Source organism: Streptomyces chrestomyceticus JCM 4735, from assembly GCF_003865135.1.
In the GTDB taxonomy this organism is placed as follows: domain Bacteria; phylum Actinomycetota; class Actinomycetes; order Streptomycetales; family Streptomycetaceae; genus Streptomyces; species Streptomyces chrestomyceticus.
On sequence record NZ_BHZC01000001.1, the window covers coordinates 2468913 to 2487694 of the forward strand.

Annotated in this window: 20 protein-coding genes; 4 read left to right on the forward strand and 16 right to left on the reverse strand. The window is 70.5% G+C overall.

Going from position 1 to position 18782, the window contains the following annotated elements; all coding sequences use genetic code 11:
• Positions 1–831: an ABC transporter ATP-binding protein gene (locus tag EJG53_RS10070; RefSeq protein ID WP_244955084.1), complete on the reverse strand. Its 831-nt coding sequence runs from the start codon at positions 829–831 to the stop codon at positions 1–3.
• 211 nt (positions 832–1042) lie between these two features.
• Entirely contained in the window at positions 1043–1378 is a 336-nt protein-coding gene (locus EJG53_RS10075) for a cupin domain-containing protein (protein ID WP_125044577.1), read from the reverse strand.
• Positions 1379–1449: 71 nt separating this feature from the next.
• On the opposite strand from EJG53_RS10075, the gene EJG53_RS10080 reads away from it, so the two are divergent.
• Positions 1450–2385: a GlxA family transcriptional regulator gene (locus EJG53_RS10080; protein ID WP_125044578.1), complete on the forward strand. Its 936-nt coding sequence runs from the start codon at positions 1450–1452 to the stop codon at positions 2383–2385.
• A gap of 83 nt (positions 2386–2468) precedes the next feature.
• On the opposite strand, the gene EJG53_RS10085 is transcribed toward EJG53_RS10080, so the two are convergent.
• On the reverse strand, positions 2469–3050 hold the full coding sequence (locus EJG53_RS10085) for a hypothetical protein (RefSeq protein WP_125044579.1): 582 nt from the start codon (positions 3048–3050) through the stop codon (positions 2469–2471).
• Positions 3051–3164: 114 nt separating this feature from the next.
• Between EJG53_RS10085 and EJG53_RS10090 the strand changes: the two genes are divergently transcribed.
• Entirely contained in the window at positions 3165–3704 is a 540-nt protein-coding gene (locus EJG53_RS10090) for a GNAT family N-acetyltransferase (RefSeq protein ID WP_125044580.1), read from the forward strand.
• A 102-nt stretch (positions 3705–3806) separates the two neighbouring features.
• Here the strand turns inward: EJG53_RS10090 and EJG53_RS10095 are convergent, their stop codons facing one another.
• From EJG53_RS10095 to EJG53_RS10135, 9 genes are all read right to left on the reverse strand, one after another.
• Positions 3807–5567 carry a hypothetical protein gene (locus EJG53_RS10095; protein WP_125044581.1) on the reverse strand — a complete coding sequence of 587 codons (1761 nt, stop codon included), beginning with the start codon at positions 5565–5567 and terminating at the stop codon, positions 3807–3809.
• A 116-nt stretch (positions 5568–5683) separates the two neighbouring features.
• Positions 5684–6343, reverse strand: a complete 660-nt coding sequence (gene kdpC / locus EJG53_RS10100; protein ID WP_125044582.1) for a potassium-transporting ATPase subunit KdpC — start codon at positions 6341–6343, stop codon at positions 5684–5686.
• 7 nt (positions 6344–6350) lie between these two features.
• Positions 6351–8462: a potassium-transporting ATPase subunit KdpB gene (kdpB, locus tag EJG53_RS10105; RefSeq protein WP_371858797.1), complete on the reverse strand. Its 2112-nt coding sequence runs from the start codon at positions 8460–8462 to the stop codon at positions 6351–6353.
• A gap of 41 nt (positions 8463–8503) precedes the next feature.
• Positions 8504–10180 carry a potassium-transporting ATPase subunit KdpA gene (kdpA, locus tag EJG53_RS10110; RefSeq protein ID WP_125044584.1) on the reverse strand — a complete coding sequence of 559 codons (1677 nt, stop codon included), beginning with the start codon at positions 10178–10180 and terminating at the stop codon, positions 8504–8506.
• Between the two features lie 8 nt (positions 10181–10188).
• The gene (gene kdpF / locus EJG53_RS10115; protein ID WP_073760453.1) at positions 10189–10278 is read right to left on the reverse strand and encodes a K(+)-transporting ATPase subunit F; all 90 of its coding nucleotides are present in this window, start codon (positions 10276–10278) and stop codon (positions 10189–10191) included.
• A 323-nt stretch (positions 10279–10601) separates the two neighbouring features.
• Entirely contained in the window at positions 10602–11558 is a 957-nt protein-coding gene (locus tag EJG53_RS10120) for a hypothetical protein (protein ID WP_125044585.1), read from the reverse strand.
• Positions 11559–11820: 262 nt separating this feature from the next.
• On the reverse strand, positions 11821–12603 hold the full coding sequence (locus EJG53_RS10125) for a DUF3710 domain-containing protein (RefSeq protein ID WP_031012933.1): 783 nt from the start codon (positions 12601–12603) through the stop codon (positions 11821–11823).
• A 1-nt stretch (position 12604) separates the two neighbouring features.
• Positions 12605–13126 (reverse strand): dUTP diphosphatase, encoded by a 522-nt coding sequence (gene dut, locus EJG53_RS10130; protein WP_031012935.1) that lies wholly within the window; start codon positions 13124–13126, stop codon positions 12605–12607.
• Positions 13123–13716 (reverse strand): PaaI family thioesterase, encoded by a 594-nt coding sequence (locus EJG53_RS10135; protein WP_031012938.1) that lies wholly within the window; start codon positions 13714–13716, stop codon positions 13123–13125. The genes dut and EJG53_RS10135 overlap by 4 nt, the downstream gene beginning before the upstream one ends.
• A gap of 58 nt (positions 13717–13774) precedes the next feature.
• On the opposite strand from EJG53_RS10135, the gene EJG53_RS10140 reads away from it, so the two are divergent.
• Positions 13775–14218 carry a DUF3093 domain-containing protein gene (locus EJG53_RS10140; protein ID WP_125044587.1) on the forward strand — a complete coding sequence of 148 codons (444 nt, stop codon included), beginning with the start codon at positions 13775–13777 and terminating at the stop codon, positions 14216–14218.
• Between the two features lie 204 nt (positions 14219–14422).
• On the opposite strand, the gene EJG53_RS10145 is transcribed toward EJG53_RS10140, so the two are convergent.
• From EJG53_RS10145 to EJG53_RS10160, 4 genes are all read right to left on the reverse strand, one after another.
• Positions 14423–15277 (reverse strand): hypothetical protein, encoded by an 855-nt coding sequence (locus EJG53_RS10145; protein ID WP_371858673.1) that lies wholly within the window; start codon positions 15275–15277, stop codon positions 14423–14425.
• 15 nt (positions 15278–15292) lie between these two features.
• Positions 15293–15595 carry a DUF4193 domain-containing protein gene (locus EJG53_RS10150; RefSeq protein WP_003982531.1) on the reverse strand — a complete coding sequence of 101 codons (303 nt, stop codon included), beginning with the start codon at positions 15593–15595 and terminating at the stop codon, positions 15293–15295.
• 545 nt (positions 15596–16140) lie between these two features.
• Positions 16141–17394 carry a sensor histidine kinase gene (locus tag EJG53_RS10155; protein WP_125044588.1) on the reverse strand — a complete coding sequence of 418 codons (1254 nt, stop codon included), beginning with the start codon at positions 17392–17394 and terminating at the stop codon, positions 16141–16143.
• A gap of 5 nt (positions 17395–17399) precedes the next feature.
• The gene (locus EJG53_RS10160) at positions 17400–18053 is read right to left on the reverse strand and encodes a response regulator transcription factor (protein ID WP_030021221.1); all 654 of its coding nucleotides are present in this window, start codon (positions 18051–18053) and stop codon (positions 17400–17402) included.
• 495 nt (positions 18054–18548) lie between these two features.
• Between EJG53_RS10160 and EJG53_RS41045 the strand changes: the two genes are divergently transcribed.
• Positions 18549–18722: a hypothetical protein gene (locus EJG53_RS41045; protein ID WP_167515092.1), complete on the forward strand. Its 174-nt coding sequence runs from the start codon at positions 18549–18551 to the stop codon at positions 18720–18722.
• The last annotated feature ends 60 nt before the right edge of the window (positions 18723–18782 follow it).

Here is an 18782-nt window from a genome sequence, read left to right on the forward strand (position 1 = left end):
TCACGCTCCCAGGCGGGTCATGCGCTCGGCGATGGCCTCCGCCGGAGCCCGGTGCAGGACGTCGGTGACGCGTCCGTCCGCCAGCAGCAGCACGGCGTCCGCGTACGAGGCGGCCACCGGGTCGTGGGTCACCATCAGGACCGTCTGCCCGACGTCGTCCACGAGTTGACGCAGAAGTTCCAGCACGTCGCGGGCCGACGCCGTGTCCAGGGCTCCGGTGGGTTCGTCCGCGAAGACCACCTCGGGGCGGGCGATCAGGGCGCGGGCGATCGCCACGCGCTGCTGCTGTCCGCCGGACAGCTCCCCCGGCCGGTGCTTACGGCGGTCGGCGAGGCCGGTGCGGGTGAGCAACTCCTCCAGCCGGCCGGAATCCAGGCGCAGGCGGCGGCCGGCCAGCCGCACCGGCAGGGTGATGTTCTGCTCCGCCGTCAGCGCCGGGAGGAGGTGGAAGCCCTGGAAGACGAAACCGACGCGTTCGCGACGCAGTTCGGTCCGCTGTCGTTCGTTCAGCGGGCCCAGGTCGTGGCCCGCGATCTCCACCGTGCCCCGGTCCGGGCGCTCCAGCCCGGAGGCGCAGTGCAGGAACGTGCTCTTGCCCGATCCGGAAGGGCCCATGACGGCGGTGAACGTTCCGTAGGGTAACTCCGCCGTGACCTCGTCGAGCGCCGTGACAGCCGCCCTCCCACTGCCGTGCGACTTGGTGACCCCGCCGAGGCGCACCGCCCAGGGCGAACGCCGCGCCTGCCCTGCCCCGGCACGCCCCCGTGCCCGGCTGCGGGCCGCTCCGTCCTCTTCGTAACGGCGGGTCCCCACGCCTGCGTGCTTGTCCACGTGCCTTCTCTCCGTCCGGTGCACCACCCGGGGCGGCCGACGTCCACCCCGTGCAAACCCGGTCGTCATAACACGGCGGTTCACACCGGGTCATACCGAGCGGGCCCGGCACGCGGCCGACCCACGCATTCACGCCACCTCTCACTGCCGCGACCGGGCTGGCACCCCGGCGTGCCGTACCGGCGAGTCAGCAACCCGGAAATGGCAGTGCCTAGCCCTCTGGATAAAAGAGGAACAGCGTGCATCCGGTGGCGGTCGAAGGCACGTGCCACGACCCGGCCGGGGCGTGCAGGAACGTGCCGGCAGGGTAGTCGCGGGCTCCGTCGTTGAAGGTTCCGGCAACGACATAGACCTCCTCAGGGCCCGGCTCGTGGACATCGCGGTGCGGCCAGGAGGCACCCGCCTCCATCTCCAGCACGTTGGCGTGCGCGCCGTCCGGCCCCCGCCACAAGGGGCGCAGCCGGATACCGGGGAACAGCTCACGGACCGGGGATTCGCCGACGGAGACGGAGGCGTAACCCTCCTGCGCAAGGATCTCGGGGTGCATGCCTGCAACAGTGCCGCGCGCGGGCCACGGCGGGCAGAGACGACCATGACGTCATGGGGTACTTTCCTGCCATGCATCGCGTGGTGGCTCTGGTACGGCCGGTGCAGTCGGTCTTCGAACTCGGCTGCGCCGTCGAGGTCTTCGGCACGGAGCGCCCCGGGATGCCGCAGCACTACGCGTTCGAAACGTGCACGGAGACGCCCGGCCCCGTACCGACCACCGGCGGGTACGCGATGACCGTGCCGCAGGGCCTCTCGGCGCTCACGACCGCGGACACCGTGATCATCCCGGGCTGGCTCCCGGTGGAGGAGCCGCCCTCCGACCCCGTACGCCGGGCCCTGCTGCGGGCGCACGCGCGCGGGGCCCGGCTGGTCACGATCTGCTCCGGGGTTTTCGCCCTGGCCCGCACCGGACTGCTGGACGGCCGCTCGGCCACCACCCACTGGGCGCGCGCCGAGCAACTGCGGCGTGCGTTCCCGCGCGTGCGCGTGGAACCGGACAGGCTTTACGTGGATCACGGCGATGTCGCCACCAGCGCCGGCGCGGGCGCCGGGTTCGACCTGTGCCTGCATCTCGTCCGGAAGGACCATGGGGCCGCGTACGCCGCCGCGCTCAGGCGGCACATGGTGCTGCCGCCGCACCGCGAGGCCGGCCACGTACCGTACACGCCGCCCCCGCCGCCCGGGCACGCGCTCGACGGCCTGCTCGAATGGGCCGACGAGCGCCTCGGCACGCCACTGTCGGTGGCCGACCTGGCCGCGTACCTCGGCGTCTCGCCCCGCACCCTGGCCCGGCGCTTCGCCGACCAGCTCGGCACGAGCCCGGGCGCGTGGTTGCTCTCCCGTCGCGTGGCCGCGGCACGCACCCTGCTGGAGGAGACGGAATTGCCGGTCGAGGCGATCGCGGCCCGCGTCGGCCTCTCCTCCCCGGTCAACCTGCGCCGCCGCTTCCGTTCGGCGACGGGCACGACTCCGGGCGCCTACCGGCGGGCGTTCCGGGTTCCGTGATCCGCCGGACGGGCCCCAGGTGCTCGGACCGCCCCGGACCACCCCGGACTGCCTCGGACCGCGAGGCGACCGACCCGATCACCTCAGCCGACGGGCCCAGTCTTTGTCAGATCGGCGGGCCCCGGTGCGCGGCGCAGAACCAGTTCGACCTTCGGACGGACCGGAACCTTGTCGCTCAACTGCCAGCCGTACGACGCAGCGAGCTCCAGTGCGGCACGCGGCCCGATGCCTCGGTAGAGGTGGGCCCGGAGCATGGCGTCAGTGGCCTTGGGCTTCTGCCTGCTCAGCACTGCCTCGATACGGTCCCGGGGGAATCCGGGCTCGCCCTCGTGACGCAGTTCCCGCCACGTCGCCCACCACTTGGGCCGGAGGGTAAGGAGACCCAAGCCGCGGTCCAGCAGCCGGAACGCCGGCTTCTCCAGGAAGAAGAACACCACGAAGACGAACTCGCCCACGAGCGAGAACGCGAGGATGAAGGCGAACACGGCGAGGAACATCGCCACATGGACCGGAAAGTGAATCAGCATCCCGACGTGGCACAGGATCAGTACCCGCCGCGAGCGGTTCGGCTGCGCCTCCCACTCCTCGCCCAAGTACGGTGGCGGGCCGCCGAGCTGGACGTACGGCTGACCGGGCGGGCGCGGCGGGGCTGCGGGCATACTCACGGAGCCATCCCACCACGATGGCGCAGTACATGACAACGCACCCCAACGCGCGCCCCGGCCCGCCCCCTCCGCCCCAACTGGCCCTCCCCCACCCACTCCACGATCATGGCAACCATGACCGACGCACACACCCACCTCGCCCACACCGCGGAACTCGACGCCCGTACCCGCGCCGCGGCCAAGGCACTCCTCCACGACGTCTTCGAGGGCGACCTGACCGAGGAGGACTGGGACCACGCACTGGGCGGCGTACACGCCCTGGTGTGGGAGGGCGACGAACTGATCGGCCACGCCTCCGTCGTACAGCGCCAGATGCTGCACGTCGGCCGCCCTCTGCGCTGCGGCTACGTGGAGGGCGTCGGCGTCCGCGCGGACCGGCGCGGCCGTGGCCACGGAGCCGCCATGATGACGGCCCTGGAACGGATCGTCCGCACCGCCTACGACCTGGGCGCCCTCAGCGCCTCCGAGGACGCCGCCGCCTTCTACGCGGCCCGCGGCTGGCACCTCTGGCAGGGCCCGTCCGCCGTCCTCTCCCCCACCGGCCTGCAACTCACCAAGGAGGAGGACGGCGCTATCTACGTCCTGCAGGCCGGCGCCCCGCTGGATCTCACGGGGCAACTGGCCTGCGACTGGCGGAGCGGGGATGTCTGGTAGCCGGATCTCGGGAGCGGGGGACGCCTGATGACGGTTCCGGGCCGGTGATGCGGTCCGTGCGCCGATGCGGTCCCTGCCGACGGGCGGCCGGAGACCCGCTCGTCAGGTCCGAGCCAGGTTCCTGGTGATTCCCGCGATCACCGTCGTGGCCAGAACCCACCCTGCCAGCACGGCTGCCCAGGCCACCCACTGCCCCGCCCCCTGAGGGACGAACGCACGTTGCTGCCCCAGGTCGAGCACCGGTAGGAACACATCCGCCGCGTAGGCCACCGCCGAAAAGTGCGGAGTACCCTCTCCGGTGGCACGCTTCGGCGGATGGAGCGCGAAGAAGACGGCCGTTGCCGCGATTCCGCTCCCTAGCCACCCGAGAGCACGCAGCGGGCGGTATCCGTAACCGACAGTGGCGTCCTGCAGTCGTCCCCACAGTTTCGCCGGCAGACGCAGCGTGTCCCGCCGGTGCCGCTGTTTCGCCAGCAGTACGGTGCGGGCGTCCTCGTCGTGTCCGATACGCCGGTAGTAGGCCGCCAGCTGTTCGTAACACCATGGCTGGTAACAGGTTCGGCCGTGCCGGATCCACGCGATGCGGTCGCGGGCAGGCCGGTAGGGGGCGAGCACGACGTACCGGGCCCGGTCCAGGTCGAGGCTCTCCGGCCGGAAGCCGGCATCGTCGTGGATCGTCTCGACCGTGGCTCCCGCCAGGGAGACAACACCCGGTGCGGACCGGAGCCGGTCGAGGAAGAACTCGCGCACCTCAGCATTCGTGCAGGTGAGCACCATGGGCTCGCCGCCGCCCAGGTCGGCTCCCCGGAAGGAGAGGCGACCCGCGACGCGACAGCCCGACAGCTCGACACCACCGACCGCGCTGAATCCGTCGCCGCACGTGAGATCTCCCGCCACCGTCATGTGCGGCGCCCTGAGCGCGGCACCTCGACGGTTGACGAGCTTCCCGCCTTCCAGCTCGACGCCCGCTCCGATCGTCGCGCCGTACAGGTTCACCCCGCCTTCGGCCACCATGCCGCCACGGCTGTAAAGCCCGCCTCCGACCTTCGCGTTGGGAGCATTGAGCGCCCACCCGTCGGTGTTCGTCAGCCGGGTCGCGTTCAGCCAGAACTGTCCGCCGATTTCCGCCCCGAATACGTTGACGCCACCCGCGAACACCGCGTTGCGGCATGTCAGGTCCGATGCGACGACCAGGTTGGGGGCTCGGAGTGCGAAGCCGCGTGAGTTGACGAGCCTGGCACCGTCCAGTTCAAAACCCGCTCCTACTGACGCGCCGTACAGGTTCACACCGCCGTGCGCGGTGAATCCGCCGCCGCAGTACAGTCCCCCCGAGACCACCATGTCCGGCGCGTCGAGGGCGTACCCGTCAGCGCAGGTGAGCCGGGCGCCGACCAACCACAGTCGTCCCTCCACACGTGCCCCGAAGAGCTCGATTCTGTCCGCGGTGACGTGGCTGAGCATCAGGTCGCCTCTGGCGATCACACCGTAAGCGTCCACTCCGGGGATCCGCGAACCTCGGAACGACAGGGAGAGCACCTCGGCGTGGGCCATGTCCACGGGCTCGTCGAAGTAGCAGTTCTCAAGGAGCAACGAGCATTCGGCTCTGAGATGCCGTAAGCCGAGTGCTCCCGTGATCCTTGCCCCGTTCAGGTGCAAGGCGGTTGTTCCTCCGGACGCCTCGCGCACCCCGTGAAGCAGGGCGGTGAGTGCCGCTGCCCGGATCCGGCGCTCAGGCCCCCACTCGGTCGCCCGCCGGACGTCGGTGCGTGCATCGCGGCCTTCTGCCAGGTCGAGTTGGCCACCCTCGGTGAAGGCTGTCCACAGTCGACGCTCGGAGGGGTTCAGATCTTCCGGTACGCGCATCCAGGCTCCCTCACCACACGTTCCCGAACCCGTACAGCTGTACAGGAAGAAATCGGAAACCGGCCCCTGAATGCGGGATTCAGGGGCCGGTCGAGCAGATCGGGCAAGCGGCGAGGTCAGGACTTGCCGAGCAGATCCCTCACCCCCATGTTCAACCTCAGCACATTCACCCGAGGCTCCCCCATGAGCCCCAGCACCCGCCCCTCCACGCTGTCCTGCACCAGGCGTTCGACCTTGGCGCGGTCCAGGTGGTTCTCCTTTGCCACCCGGGTGACCTGGAGTTCGGCGTAGGCCGGGGAGATGTCCGGGTCGAGGCCGGAGCCGGAGGAGGTGACGGCGTCGGCGGGGACCCGGGACTCGGGGACGCCGTAGGTTTCGGCGACCCACTTCTTGCGTTCCTGGACGGCGGCGATCAGGTCGGTGTTGGTGGCGCCCTGGTTGGTGGCGCCGGAGACCTGGAGGTCGTACTGGGGGTTGACGCCGTTGGTCTTGTTGCTGCCCAGGCCCGCGGACGGGCGGGGCTGGAAGTAGCGGAGGTCGGGGATCGGGTTGCCCTTGGCGTCGGTGCCCTTGTCGTAGCGCTGGCCGAGGAGTTCGGAGCCGACGGCCTTGCCGTTCTGGCGTACCTCGGAGCCGTTGGCCTTGTCGTGGAAGGCGGCCTGGGCGACGCCGGTGACCACCAGGGGGTAGAGCACGCCGCAGACCACGGTCAGGACGAGCAGGGCGCGCAGGCCGGCGCCGAGGAGGCGGGCGGTGTTGCGTACCGAGTTGTTCATGAGGAAGTCACCCGATCCCGGGGATCGCAGAGATGAGCAGGTCGATGAGTTTGATGCCGATGAAGGGGGCGATCAGGCCGCCGAGTCCGTAGATGCCGAGGTTGCGGCGGAGCATCCGGTCGGCGCTCACCGGGCGGTAGCGCACGCCCTTGAGGGCCAGCGGTACGAGCGCGACGATGATCAGCGCGTTGAAGATGATCGCGGACAGGATCGCGGTCTGCGAGCTGTGCAGCCGCATGATGTTGAGGGTGTCCAGGCCCGGGTAGGCCACCGCGAACATCGCCGGGATGATCGCGAAGTACTTCGCGACGTCGTTGGCGATCGAGAAGGTGGTCAGCGCGCCCCGGGTGATCAGCAACTGCTTGCCGATCTCGACGATCTCGATGAGCTTGGTCGGGTTGGAGTCCAGGTCGACCATGTTCCCGGCCTCCTTGGCGGCGGAGGTGCCGGTGTTCATGGCGACGCCGACGTCCGCCTGGGCCAGGGCCGGGGCGTCGTTGGTGCCGTCGCCGGTCATGGCGACCAGCTTGCCGCCCGCCTGCTCGCGCTTGATCAGCGCCATCTTGTCCTCGGGGGTGGCTTCCGCGAGGAAGTCGTCCACGCCCGCCTCGTCGGCGATGGCCTTGGCCGTCAGCGGGTTGTCGCCCGTGATCATGACGGTCTTGATGCCCATCTTGCGCAGTTCGACGAAGCGTTCGCGCATGCCGTCCTTGACGACGTCCTTGAGGTGGATGACGCCGAGCGCGCGGGCGCCCCGCTCGTCCTCCAGGGCGACCAGCAGCGGCGTGCCGCCGGCCTCGGAGATGCCGTTGGCCAGCCGGTCGGCGTCGTCGGGGACGGTGCCGCCCTGCTCCCGCACCCAGGCGATGACCGAACCGGTCGCGCCCTTGCGGACCTTGCGTACGGTGCCGTGCTCGGTGACGTCCACGCCCGACATGCGGGTCTGGGCGGTGAAGGGCACCCACTCGGCCTCGGCCAGTTCGCCCTGGTGGCGTTCGCGCAGGCCGTACTTCTCCTTGGCCAGCACGACGATGGAGCGGCCTTCGGGGGTCTCGTCGGCGAGCGAGGAAAGCTGGGCGGCGTCCGCCACCTCGGCCTCGGTCACGCCCTTGACGGGGACGAACTCGGCGGCCTGGCGGTTGCCGAGGGTGATGGTGCCGGTCTTGTCGAGCAGCAGCGTGGAGACGTCGCCGGCGGCCTCGACGGCGCGCCCGGACATCGCCAGCACGTTGCGCTGGACCAGGCGGTCCATGCCCGCGATGCCGATGGCCGACAGCAGCGCGCCGATCGTCGTCGGGATCAGGCAGACCAGCAGCGCCAGCAGTACGATCATGGGCTGCTCGGCGCCCGCGTAGATCGCGAACGGCTGGAGGGTGACCACGGCCAGCAGGAAGACGATGGTCAGCGAGGCGAGCAGGATGTTCAGCGCGATCTCGTTCGGCGTCTTCTGCCGGGCGGCGCCCTCGACCAGGTTGATCATCCGGTCGATGAAGGTCTCGCCGGGCTTCGTCGTGATCTTGATGACGATGCGGTCGGAGAGCACCTTCGTACCGCCGGTCACCGCGGACCGGTCGCCGCCGGACTCGCGGATCACCGGGGCCGACTCGCCCGTGATGGCGGACTCGTCGACCGAGGCGACGCCTTCGACGACGTCGCCGTCGCCCGGGATGATGTCGCCGGCCTCGCAGACGACGAGGTCGCCGATGCGCAGCTCCGTGCCGGGCACCCGCTCCTCCGCCGTGCCGTTCAGCCGCCGGGCCACGGTGTCCGTCTTGGCCTTGCGCAGCGTGTCCGCCTGGGCCTTGCCGCGGCCCTCGGCGACCGCCTCCGCCAGGTTGGCGAAGATCACGGTGAGCCAGAGCCAGACGGCGATGGCCCAGCCGAACCAGTCCGCGGGGGACGCGACGGCGAAGCAGGTGGTCAGGACCGATCCGACCTCGACCACGAACATCACCGGGGATTTGATCATCACCCGGGGGTCCAGCTTGCGCAGCGCGTCCGGCAGCGACTTGACCAGTTGCTTGGGGTCGAAGAGCCCGCCGCCGACGCGGCCGCCGTCCGGCGGGTGCCCGCCGGGTACGTCCTGGTGGGGCGCGCGGGTCGGGGTTGCGGTGGACATGGAGCGGCGCTCCTCTTGCTGTACGTCGTTCACATCGGTGGTCATGACAGCCCTTCCGCGATCGGGCCGAGGGCCAGCGCCGGGAAGTACGTCAGGCCGGTGATGATCAGAATCGTGCCGACCAGCAGTCCCGCGAAGAGCGGCTTCTCGGTACGGAGCGTGCCCGCCGTCTCCGGCACCGGCTGCTGCTCGGCGAGCGAGCCGGCCAGGGCGAGGACGAACACCATCGGCAGGAAGCGGCCCAGCAGCATCGCCAGCCCGATCGTGGTGTTGTACCAGGGGGTGTTCGCGTTCAGGCCGCCGAAGGCCGAGCCGTTGTTGTTGGCGCCGGAGGTGAAGGCGTACAGCACCTCGGAGAAGCCGTGCGACCCGGCGCCCAGCGCCTTGGTGTTGAGCATCGAGCCCAGCGCGTCCGGCAGCACCATCGAGACGGCGGTGAAGCCGAGCACCAGGGTCGGGGTGACGAGGATGTAGCAGGCCGCGAGCTTGATCTCGCGGGTGCCGAGCTTCTTGCCGAGGTACTCGGGGGTACGGCCCACCATCAGGCCCGCGAGGAACACCGCGATCACGGCCATCACGAGCATGCCGTACAGGCCGGAGCCGACGCCGCCGGGCGCGATCTCGCCGAGCATCATGCCCAGCAGTTGGATGCCGCCGCCGAAGGCCGTGAAGGAGTCGTGGAAGCCGTCCACGGCGCCGGTCGAGGTGAGGGTGGTGGCGACCGAGAAGATCGACGAGCCGCCGATGCCGAAGCGGTTCTCCTTGCCCTCCATCGCGGCACCCGCCGCCTGGAGCGCCGGGCCGCCGTGCGCGAACTCGGTCCACATCATCAGGGCGGTGAAGCCGAGCCAGATGACGCCCATCGTGGCCAGGATCGCGTAGCCCTGCCGTACGTTGCCGACGAGCCGACCGAAGGTACGGGTCAGCGCGAACGGGATGACCAGGATGAGGAAGACCTCGAAGAGGTTGGTGAAGCCGTTCGGGTTCTCGAAGGGGTGGGCCGAGTTGGCGTTGAAGTAGCCGCCGCCGTTGGTGCCCAGCTCCTTGATGACCTCCTGGGAGGCGACCGCGCCGCCGTTGGTCTGCTGGGTGCCGCCCAGGAACTGCCCGACCTCGTGGATGCCGGAGAAGTTCTGGATGGCGCCGCACGCGACGAGGACGAGCGCGCCGACCACGGCGATCGGTATCAGGATGCGCACGGTGCCGCGTACCAGGTCGGCCCAGAAGTTGCCCAGGTCGCCGGTGCGGGTGCGGGCGAAGCCGCGGACGAGGGCGATCGCGACGGCCATGCCGGTCGCGGCCGAGACGAAGTTCTGCACCGCCAGGCCGGCCGTCTGCACGACGTGGCCCATGGCCTGTTCACCGCTGTACGACTGCCAGTTGGTGTTCGCGACGAACGACGCCGCCGTGTTGAACGCCTGGTCCGGGCTGATCGACGCGAAGCCGAGCGACAGGGGCAGGCTGCCCTGGAGCCGCTGCAGCAGGTAGAGGAAGAGCACACCGGCGAGCGAGAAGGCCAGGACCCCGCGCAGGTACGCGGGCCAGCGCATCTGCGCGTCCGGGTCGGCACCGATGCAGCGGTAGATCACCTTTTCGACGCGCAGGTGCTTGCGCGAGCTGTACATGGCGGCCATGTGGTCGCCGAGGGGACGGTACGCCAGGGCGAGCGCCGCGACGAGCGCGGTGAGCTGGAGCACGCCGGCCAGGATGGGGCTCATCGGGACGCTCAGAACCTCTCCGGGAAGACGAGGGCGAGGACCAGGTAGCCGAGCAGGGCGACCGCGACGATCAGCCCGACGACGTTCTCGACGGTCACAGCCTCGTCACCCCCTTGGCGACGAGGGCCACCAGCGCGAAGACCGCGAGCATGGTGACGACGAAGGCCACGTCGGCCATCGGGTGCTCCTAGTGGGTTCGGTTGAACGGACACCTAGAGCAAACCGTCAACATGACCGTTTACGAACGCCGTTGACGCCTCCCTTACGGCCATTAGCGCCCCGTTGACGATTCTCATACGCTTACCGATCTGACCTGCGGAAACGCCGATGGGCCGCATCCCCTCGCGAGGGGGCACGACCCATCGGGACGCGGGTTTCGAGCCGATCGGGCGCTCTTGGGGAGCGCCGGTGGCGGCACTGGTCAGGAGGACCAGAGCGACCGCATCAGCTCGCGGCGCTCCGCCGGAGCCTCGGCCCGTACAAAGGATTCCGAGGTGCCGCGGTGGATGCAGTCGATGCCGTAGCGATGCAGCAGAGCGAGGTCTGTGCGCGCCGGCAGGGACGGGAGCAGCGCGCTCAAGCGATCGGGCGGCGCCGGGCAGTACGGCGCGTAGTCCAGCAGTTGACCGAGCGCCTGGCGGACGCACTGGTGCGAGGCATCACTCTTGGCTTCTATGAGCTCGGCGCCTTCGGCATCGTCGAGATAGAGGTCGCTGATGCCCGACCGGCAGTAGAAGCGATCGGCCGGTCCTCGCCCGCAGGACGCGAGGTGCTCCCGGTAGGCAGCCACCAGCCGGGCTTCCCGGCGGTCGACGATGATGAGCCGCCCGGTCCTCCGGTACGAAGTCGAGGAGGTGCGCATTTCCTCCGCCGCAGCCCGGCGGACGGCTTCGCGGGCCTCGTCCGCGGTCGGCGCGGGGACCGTTTCCGCGCAAGCCCGGCTGAAGAACAGACCAGAAGTGATCATGAAGGCGTCCAGAACGGCCTGCGCCTTGTCATCGCGCAGGACCTTCAGTCCCGGGTGGGTGTGCTGCGGCTGGTAACCGAGCACGGCATTCAGTTCGGTGTACGGGATGTCCACCTCGGCCAGGTCCAGCACGGTGTAGATGGTGTGCCAGCTGGGGTCGCCCTGCTTCGGGGGCCATAAGAGATCGGCCAGTTCGGCGTTGCGGAAGATCGCCCCGATCTCCCCCACCGCCCGCACCTTGTTCTGCCCGGTGAACAACACGATGTCGCCGGGCACGACATCGCGCAGCTTCGCGTCGTGCTTGGGCACCGCGCCCCAGAAACACGCCGTGCCTTCCGGATGGGCAGCCTGCAGCCGGGCGCGCTGATCTGCGGTCAGCGCATGGGCGTACCTGTCGTCGGCGAAGGCCACGGGCTGGTCGACGGTGTCGGACCAGTGGCGACGCGTCGCTGAACTCCCGTAGGAAGGCGATATGAGAACGCGCACGGAAGTGCTTCCTCCGATTCGGAATCCGGGAGGGCGGGCGAACACCGCCCTCGAATCGGAGGAAGCGTGGCACACGGGCCCCGTCCGCGACGTGGCGGAAGTGCTCCGGCGGCCCGTTACGCACGTCGCTCCCGGAACCGCGACGGTTACGGGAGCGACGTGCGGGTGCGCCGGAAGACGCCGCGCGTCAGCGGATCTCGGTGATCTCCGGTCCGCGCTCCAGGCGTTCGACGCCGCCGCCGAAGCGGGAGGTTTCCGCGGGCTCCTGCTGGACGCCGTCGGGGACCATCTGGGCGTCGTCGGGGAGCTTGAGGACGATCGGGTCGCGGGGGGCCATGGGGGCGTCGCCGCGGACGACCACGGTGTCCTGGAAGATGTGCTCCAGGATGCCGGCCGCCTCGGGCTGGACCGCGCCCTGGCCGGAGATGACGCCGCGCAGGAACCAGCGCGGGCCGTCGACGCCGACGAAGCGTACGACCTGGACGCCGTTGGTGCCGTCCGGGAGCTGTACGGGGACCTGCGCGCGCAGTTCCCAGCCCAGCGGGCCCTCGACCTCGTCGATGACGCCGCCCTGCTGGGTGATGCCGACGCCGATCTCCTCGCGGACCTCGCCCCAGATGCCCTCCTTCTTGGGCGCGGCGAACGCCTGGAGCTGTACGGCGCTGTCCTGGAGGACCACGGTCGCGGCGACGATCGCGTCGCCCGCGACCTCCACCCGCAGCTCCATGCCCTCGACACCGGGCACGAACATGCCGCCCAGGTCCACCCGGCCCTCGGCGGCGTCCGTGACCTCGGAGAGGTCCCAGGGGCCGTCGGGGCGGGGGGCCGGGGGCAGGTTCACCCGGCGCTCCTCCTCGCCGGACCCGGCACCCTCGTCCGCAAAGGTCTCGTCCGAGGCCGTCTCGTCGGCGGCTTCCGCTGCGGGGACCGACTCTGCGGGAGCCTCGTTCTTCTTGCGACGACCGAACACGTCACTGTCCTTCCCGGTCGGCACCGACCGATGCGTATCCATTCCCACCCGTGGAGCCGTCCACCGCCGCATGACCGCCGGTGGAACCGAATCCCCCCTCGGCCCGCGCCGAGCCGGGAAGTTCCGCCACCTCGTGGAAGCGCACCTTCTCGACCTGCTGGACGACCAGTTGGGCGATCCGGTCGAACCTCTCGAACCGCACACTCTCGCGCGGGTCCAGATTGACCACGATCACCTTGATTTCCCCACGGTACCCGGCATCCACCGTCCCGGGGGCATTCACCAGCGCCACTCCGCACCGGGCGGCCAGGCCCGAGCGGGGGTGCACGAACGCCGCGTACCCGTCGGGCAGGGCGACGGACACTCCGGTGGGGAGCACCGTCCGCTCCCCCGGCGCGAGTTCCGCCGCCTCGGTGGTCACCAGGTCGGCGCCCGCGTCACCGGGATGACCGTAGGCGGGAATCGGCACCTCCGGGTCCAGACGCCGGATCAGCACATCCACCGGATTGCGTACCTGACTCACGGGTTCACCTCAAAAGCACGAGCTCGTCTGACCTGGTCCGGGTCGGCCATCGCGGCCTGGATCTCGGCCGGCCTTCCGTTGTCGATGAAGTGGTCGACCTTGACCTCGACGAAGACGGCGTCGGCGCGCACCGCGACCGGGCCCCCGGGTCCGCCGATGCGGCCCACCGCCGTCGAGTAGATCTTCCGGCCGTGGACGGCGGTTATCTCCGCGTCCAGGTGCAGCACCGTGCCGACCGGTACGGGCCGCAGGAAGTCGGTCTCCAGCCGGCCGGTCACCGCGATCACCCGCAGCAGCCAGTTCAGCGAACCCAGCGTCTCGTCCAGGGCGGTGGCCAGCACCCCGCCGTGCGCGAGGCCGGGCGCTCCCTGGTGGGCCTCCTTGACCGTGAACTCGGCGGTCACCCGGACGCCGTCCTCGGCGCGGGCCCGCAACTGCAGGCCGTGGGCCTGCGCCGGGCCGCAGCCGAAGCAGTGGTCGTAGTGCGCGCCGAGGAGTTCTCCGGGCGCGGGGGCGTCGGGGTGCCGCACCGGGGCGACGGCGTCGGCCGGTGGCGTCAGCCGCGTCGGGGCCTTGTCGGTTCCACTCACGAGTGCAGACCCTACCCGCGCGCGTAACCGGCCCGCGCCGCCGTGCCAAGCTGGAGCCATGCAGTCGTACGAAGAACGCCTCACCGCGCCCCGCTCCTGGTGGGTGATCGCCGGCCTGATCGGCGTGGCCTGCGCCCTGATGCTGCTCCCGCTGGGCACGCTGCCGATGCTCGGCGGGCTGATCGGCGGCGCGGCGCTGTCCGCGGTGGCGGTCAGCTCGTACGGCTCGGTACGGATCCGTGTGGTGGGCGACTCGCTGATCGCGGGCGACGCCCGGATCCCGGTCTCGGCGCTGGGTGAGGCGCGGGCGCTGGACGCGGAGGAGGCGGTGGCCTGGCGTACGCACAAGGCCGACACCCGTGCCTTCATGCTGCTGCGCAGCTACGTGCCGACCGCGGTGCGGGTCGAGATCACCGACCCGGCGGACCCGACTCCGTACGCGTATCTCTCGACCCGTGAGCCGGAGCGCCTGGTGGCCGCGCTGGCGGCCGTACGGGCCTGAACCGACCCGGAGGGGCCGCGGGGGCGGGCAGGGCGCCGTCGGGCGCCACAGGGGCCTTTTCGGGGGTACGGGGCGGCGTTCCGGCGGCAGCCGGACACCTCGGCGGGGCTTCGGTGGCTTCTCAGCCGGTTCCGGCGGCTCTCACGGTCCGTACGGCCGGTGACGGCAGCACGGCCGATGGCCGTACGACGACTCCGGCGGGCCTCAGCGGCCGTCCTCCGGCGGCAGGGCCGGCGGCGCGCTGTCCGGCATCGCCTCGGTGTGCGGCAGGGCGTCCCACGGCACCTGTCTGGTGCGCAGGTCCTTGCGGATCTTGTCCGCGAGCTTCTTGGTGTCCCGCCGGTTCATCACCGCGCCGACCGCGGCGCCGACCATGAACGGGGTCAGGTTCGGCAGGTTGCGCAGCGTGCGCTTCATGATCTGCTGGCGCAGTTCGCGCTTCATCTGGCCGCCCAGCGCCGCGTTGACCGTGGTGGGCTTGGTGACGTCGATGCCGCGTTCCTCGGTCCAGGACGTCAGGTAGGCGGTGGCGCGCTGCCTGCGGGTGCCCGGCGGGCGCAGGCCGTAGACCTCGTGGAGCTCGGCGATGAGCTTGATCTCCACGGAGGCCACCCCGACGATCTCGGCGGCCAGCTCGGCCGGCATGGCGGGCGGTACCGGCAGCATCGCCGCCGCGCCCACCCCCGCGCCGACGGTGGCGGTGCCCCGGGTGGCACCGGAGACCAGCTTGTCGGCCAGTTCCTCGGGGGTCAGTCCGGGGAACTGCCGGCGCAGCGTCGCCAGGTCGCGGACCGGGATCCGCGGGGCGTTGTCGATGATGCGCCCGGCGACCGTGGTCAGGCCCTTGCGGGCACCGTCACGGCCCTTCCTGGTGCCGCGGCCCACGGCCGCCGCGAGCGAGGCCGCACGGCCTCGCTCCTCCAGTGCACCGGTCGTCCGCTCCGCGGGCAGGGCGGTCGGGTCGGCGGGCACGGGCGCGTTTTCGTCGCGTGATCGTGCGCCGGCCGCCGGGCCTTCCTCGCCCTTGCGTCCCTTACGGAACGGGTTCACGCCTGCCACGGCGTCGACCGGTCCTCAGGCCGCGCAGTCGCGGCAGATCGGCTGGCCGTTCTTGTCCTCGGCGGCCAGCTGGCTGCGGTGGTGGACCAGGAAGCAGCTCATGCACGTGAACTCGTCCTGCTGCTTGGGCAGCACCCGGACGGCGAGCTCTTCGTTGGAAAGGTCGGCGCCGGGCAGCTCCAGGCCCTCGGCCTGCTCGAACTCGTCGACGTCGACGGCCGAGGCGGACTTGTCGTTCCGCCGCGACTTCAGTTCTTCGATGCTGTCCTCGTTGAGGTCGTCATCTGTCTTGCGTGGGGTGTCGTAATCCGTAGCCATGTCGCTCTCCCCCTCTGGGTGTCTGCGGTGTCTCCAGCGCACGTAACGCGTGAGAGGCCGGACTTGTGCCCGACCTGAGGCGGAGATTTTGCCTCACATCAAGGTCTGTTACTCAATCGACACCCAACCGCACCCCTGAAGAGGTGATCGGTTTGGATGGCGATCAGGACCGTACACGGTCCGAATGTCGCACCTCGCGCACGCCATCACGTGTACTTCCCGTGATCAAGGCCCCTGGAAACCCGGATTTTCCCGGCCTTCCGCCGACCGTTCCGATCACGGAGAGTGGGTGGCTCGAATCTCGCGCCTGTGAGGGATCACACACGGACGGGCCGTCGGGCGGACCGGAGGAATTCAGCGCAAAGCGAACTCGGCGAAGGATCCATGGCCGCCCGCCGTCACGTCAAGCCGGGGTGGTCGGCGTGCGGAGGGCGACCAAGAGTGCCAAGAGGTGGGGTCTCAGGTCAAAAAGGACAGCAGGACGAGCCGGGAGCCACGGACGGGGGCGCACCCCTCACCCGCGGCTCCCCGTCCGTCTGCGGCCCTCACAGCGGTAGGACGACCCGCATCTCCAGTCCGCCGCCCTCGCGAGGCGTCGCCGTGATGGTGCCGTCGTGCGCGCGCACCACGGACCGCACGATGGACAGGCCGAGGCCGACGCCCTTGTCGCTGCCGGTGCGTTCCGTGCGCAGGCGCCGGAACGGCTCGAAGAGGTTCTCCACCTCGTAGGCCGGGACGGCCGGGCCGGTGTTGGAGACCACCAGCACCGCACAGCCCTGCTGCGGCTCGGTCGTCACCTCCACCCACCCGTCCTGGGGCACGTTGTAGCGCACCGCGTTCTGTACGAGGTTGAGCGCGATGCGCTCCAGCAGGACGCCGTTGCCCTGGACGAACGCCTGCTGGCGCACGCCGCGCATCTCCACGCCCTTGGCCTGCGCCTCGGTACGGGCCTGGTCGACGGCCTGCGAGGCCACCTCGGCCAGATCCACCGGCTTCTTGTCCACGATCTTGTTCTCGCTGCGCGCCAGCAGCAGCAATCCCTCCACCAACTGCTCACTGCGCTCATTGGTGGCCAGCAGCGTCTTGCCGAGCTGCGCCAGCTCCGGCGAGGCCCCCGGATCGGCGAGCTGCACCTCCAGCAGCGTCCGGTTGATCGCCAGCGGCGTGCGCAGCTCGTGCGAGGCGTTGGCGACGAACCGGCGCTGCGACTCGAAGGCCCGGTCCAGCCGGTCCAGCATCTCGTCGAAGGTGTCGGCCAGCTCCTTGAGCTCGTCGTCCGGACCGCCCAGCTCGATCCGGCGGTGCAGGTCCGAACCGGCCACCCGCTGCGCGGTACGGGTGATCCGCCCCAACGGCGACAGCACCCGCCCCGCCATCGCGTACCCGAAGGCGAACGCGACGACCGTCAGCCCCAGCAACGCCAGCAGGGAACGGTTGAGCAGGGTGTTCAGTGCCTGCGCCCGCTGGTGCTGGAGGCAGCTCTGGATCGCCTGGGTGAAGATCTCCCCGGAGGACTGGCTGGGCAGGTCGCAGACGTTGCTGGTGGCGGCGAAGTTGCCCCGGAGGATCTTGACGGGCAGCTCGCTGCCTTCCTGGAGCGCGTTGGCGGCCAGCATGTAGATGATCGTGAGCAGCACGATGCCGGCCATCAGGAACATGCCGCCGTACAGCAGCGTGAGCCGTATCCGGATGGTGGGGCGCAGCCAGGGGAAGGGCCGGACGTTGACCGGTTGGGGATCCCAGGTGGGCATGGGCGGGGCGGCGGGCGGCGGGGTGGGCGCCTTGGACGAAGCGGGCATCGGCGTCAGATCCGGTAGCCGGAACCCGGCACCGTGACGATCACCGCGGGCTCGCCCAGCTTGCGGCGCAGGGTCATGACCGTGACCCGCACGACGTTGGTGAAGGGGTCGGTGTTCTCGTCCCACGCCTTCTCCAGGAGCTGCTCGGCCGAGACGACCGTGCCCTCGCTGCGCATCAGCACCTCCAGCACCGCGAACTCCTTCGGCGCGAGCTGGACCTCCTTGCCGTCGCGGAAGACCTCACGGCGGTTCGGGTCCAGCTTGATGCCGGCCCGCTCCAGTACGGGCGGCAGGGCGACCGTCGTACGGCGTCCCAGGGCCCGTACCCGGGCGGTCAGCTCGGTGAAGGCGAACGGCTTGGGGAGGTAGTCGTCGGCGCCGATCTCCAGGCCCTCGACACGGTCGCTGACGTCGCCGGAGGCGGTCAGCATCAGGACCCGGGTGGGCATCCCCAGCTCGACGATCTTGCGGCAGACGTCGTCGCCGTGCACCAGCGGGAGGTCCCGGTCCAGCACCACCACGTCGTAGTCGTTGATCTCGATGCGTTCCAGGGCGGCCGCGCCGTCGTACACCACGTCGACGGCCATGGCCTCCCGGCGCAGCCCGGTGGCCACCGCATCGGCGAGCAGTTGCTCGTCCTCGACGACGAGAACACGCACGTCGCAAATCCTTCCTCACGGCCCTGGATGTTCCGGGGCACGGCAAACTCGGAGCCCCTCCATCCTGCCCCGAACGGCTGTAAACCGGCAGTAAGAGGGGTGGGTGGACGCTCGCGGTCCCGTTCCGCACGGCTTGCGGCACCGTTTCGCGCGGCGCCGAGCCGGTGGGGTGCGGGCCCCGGACGGGCGGGGCAGGGGCCTCGAACGGGCGGGCCGCAAGGGCCGGGCAGGCGGGCCGCAGGGCCCGTTCGAGTGGGCCGGACGGGCCGGGCCGAGGCGGCACAGGGCCCGGAACGGCGCCTTCCGGGCGGTTTTCGAATTGCCGTGCCGCTTGAGGTTTCCGTGAGGTTGCTCATGGGGAGGACGACTGCACACCCGCGATCACGCCCTGTACGGCGCCATGCCGCGCTCTGATCCATTCGCAGGGACCACGCCGTGATCGCCCCGCCCGTCGGCACATCCCCGTGCCACCGACCCACGACGAGGGGGCGCACCATGGACGCGTTCACCGCAGGAATTCTGCAGCGCATACGGAACACCGAAGCCGACCTCGACCGGGCCCGCGAGTCGGGCGACGACTTCCTCGTCGAGGTGGAACAGGCCGAGCTGGAGGATCTGCAGCGCCTTGCTTCCGAGCACGGCGTGCAGGTCACCGCAGCCAGCGCCTGACCGTCTCCCGGCCACGTACGACGGCAGCGCCCCGGACCCGCGAAGGGTCCGGGGCGCTGT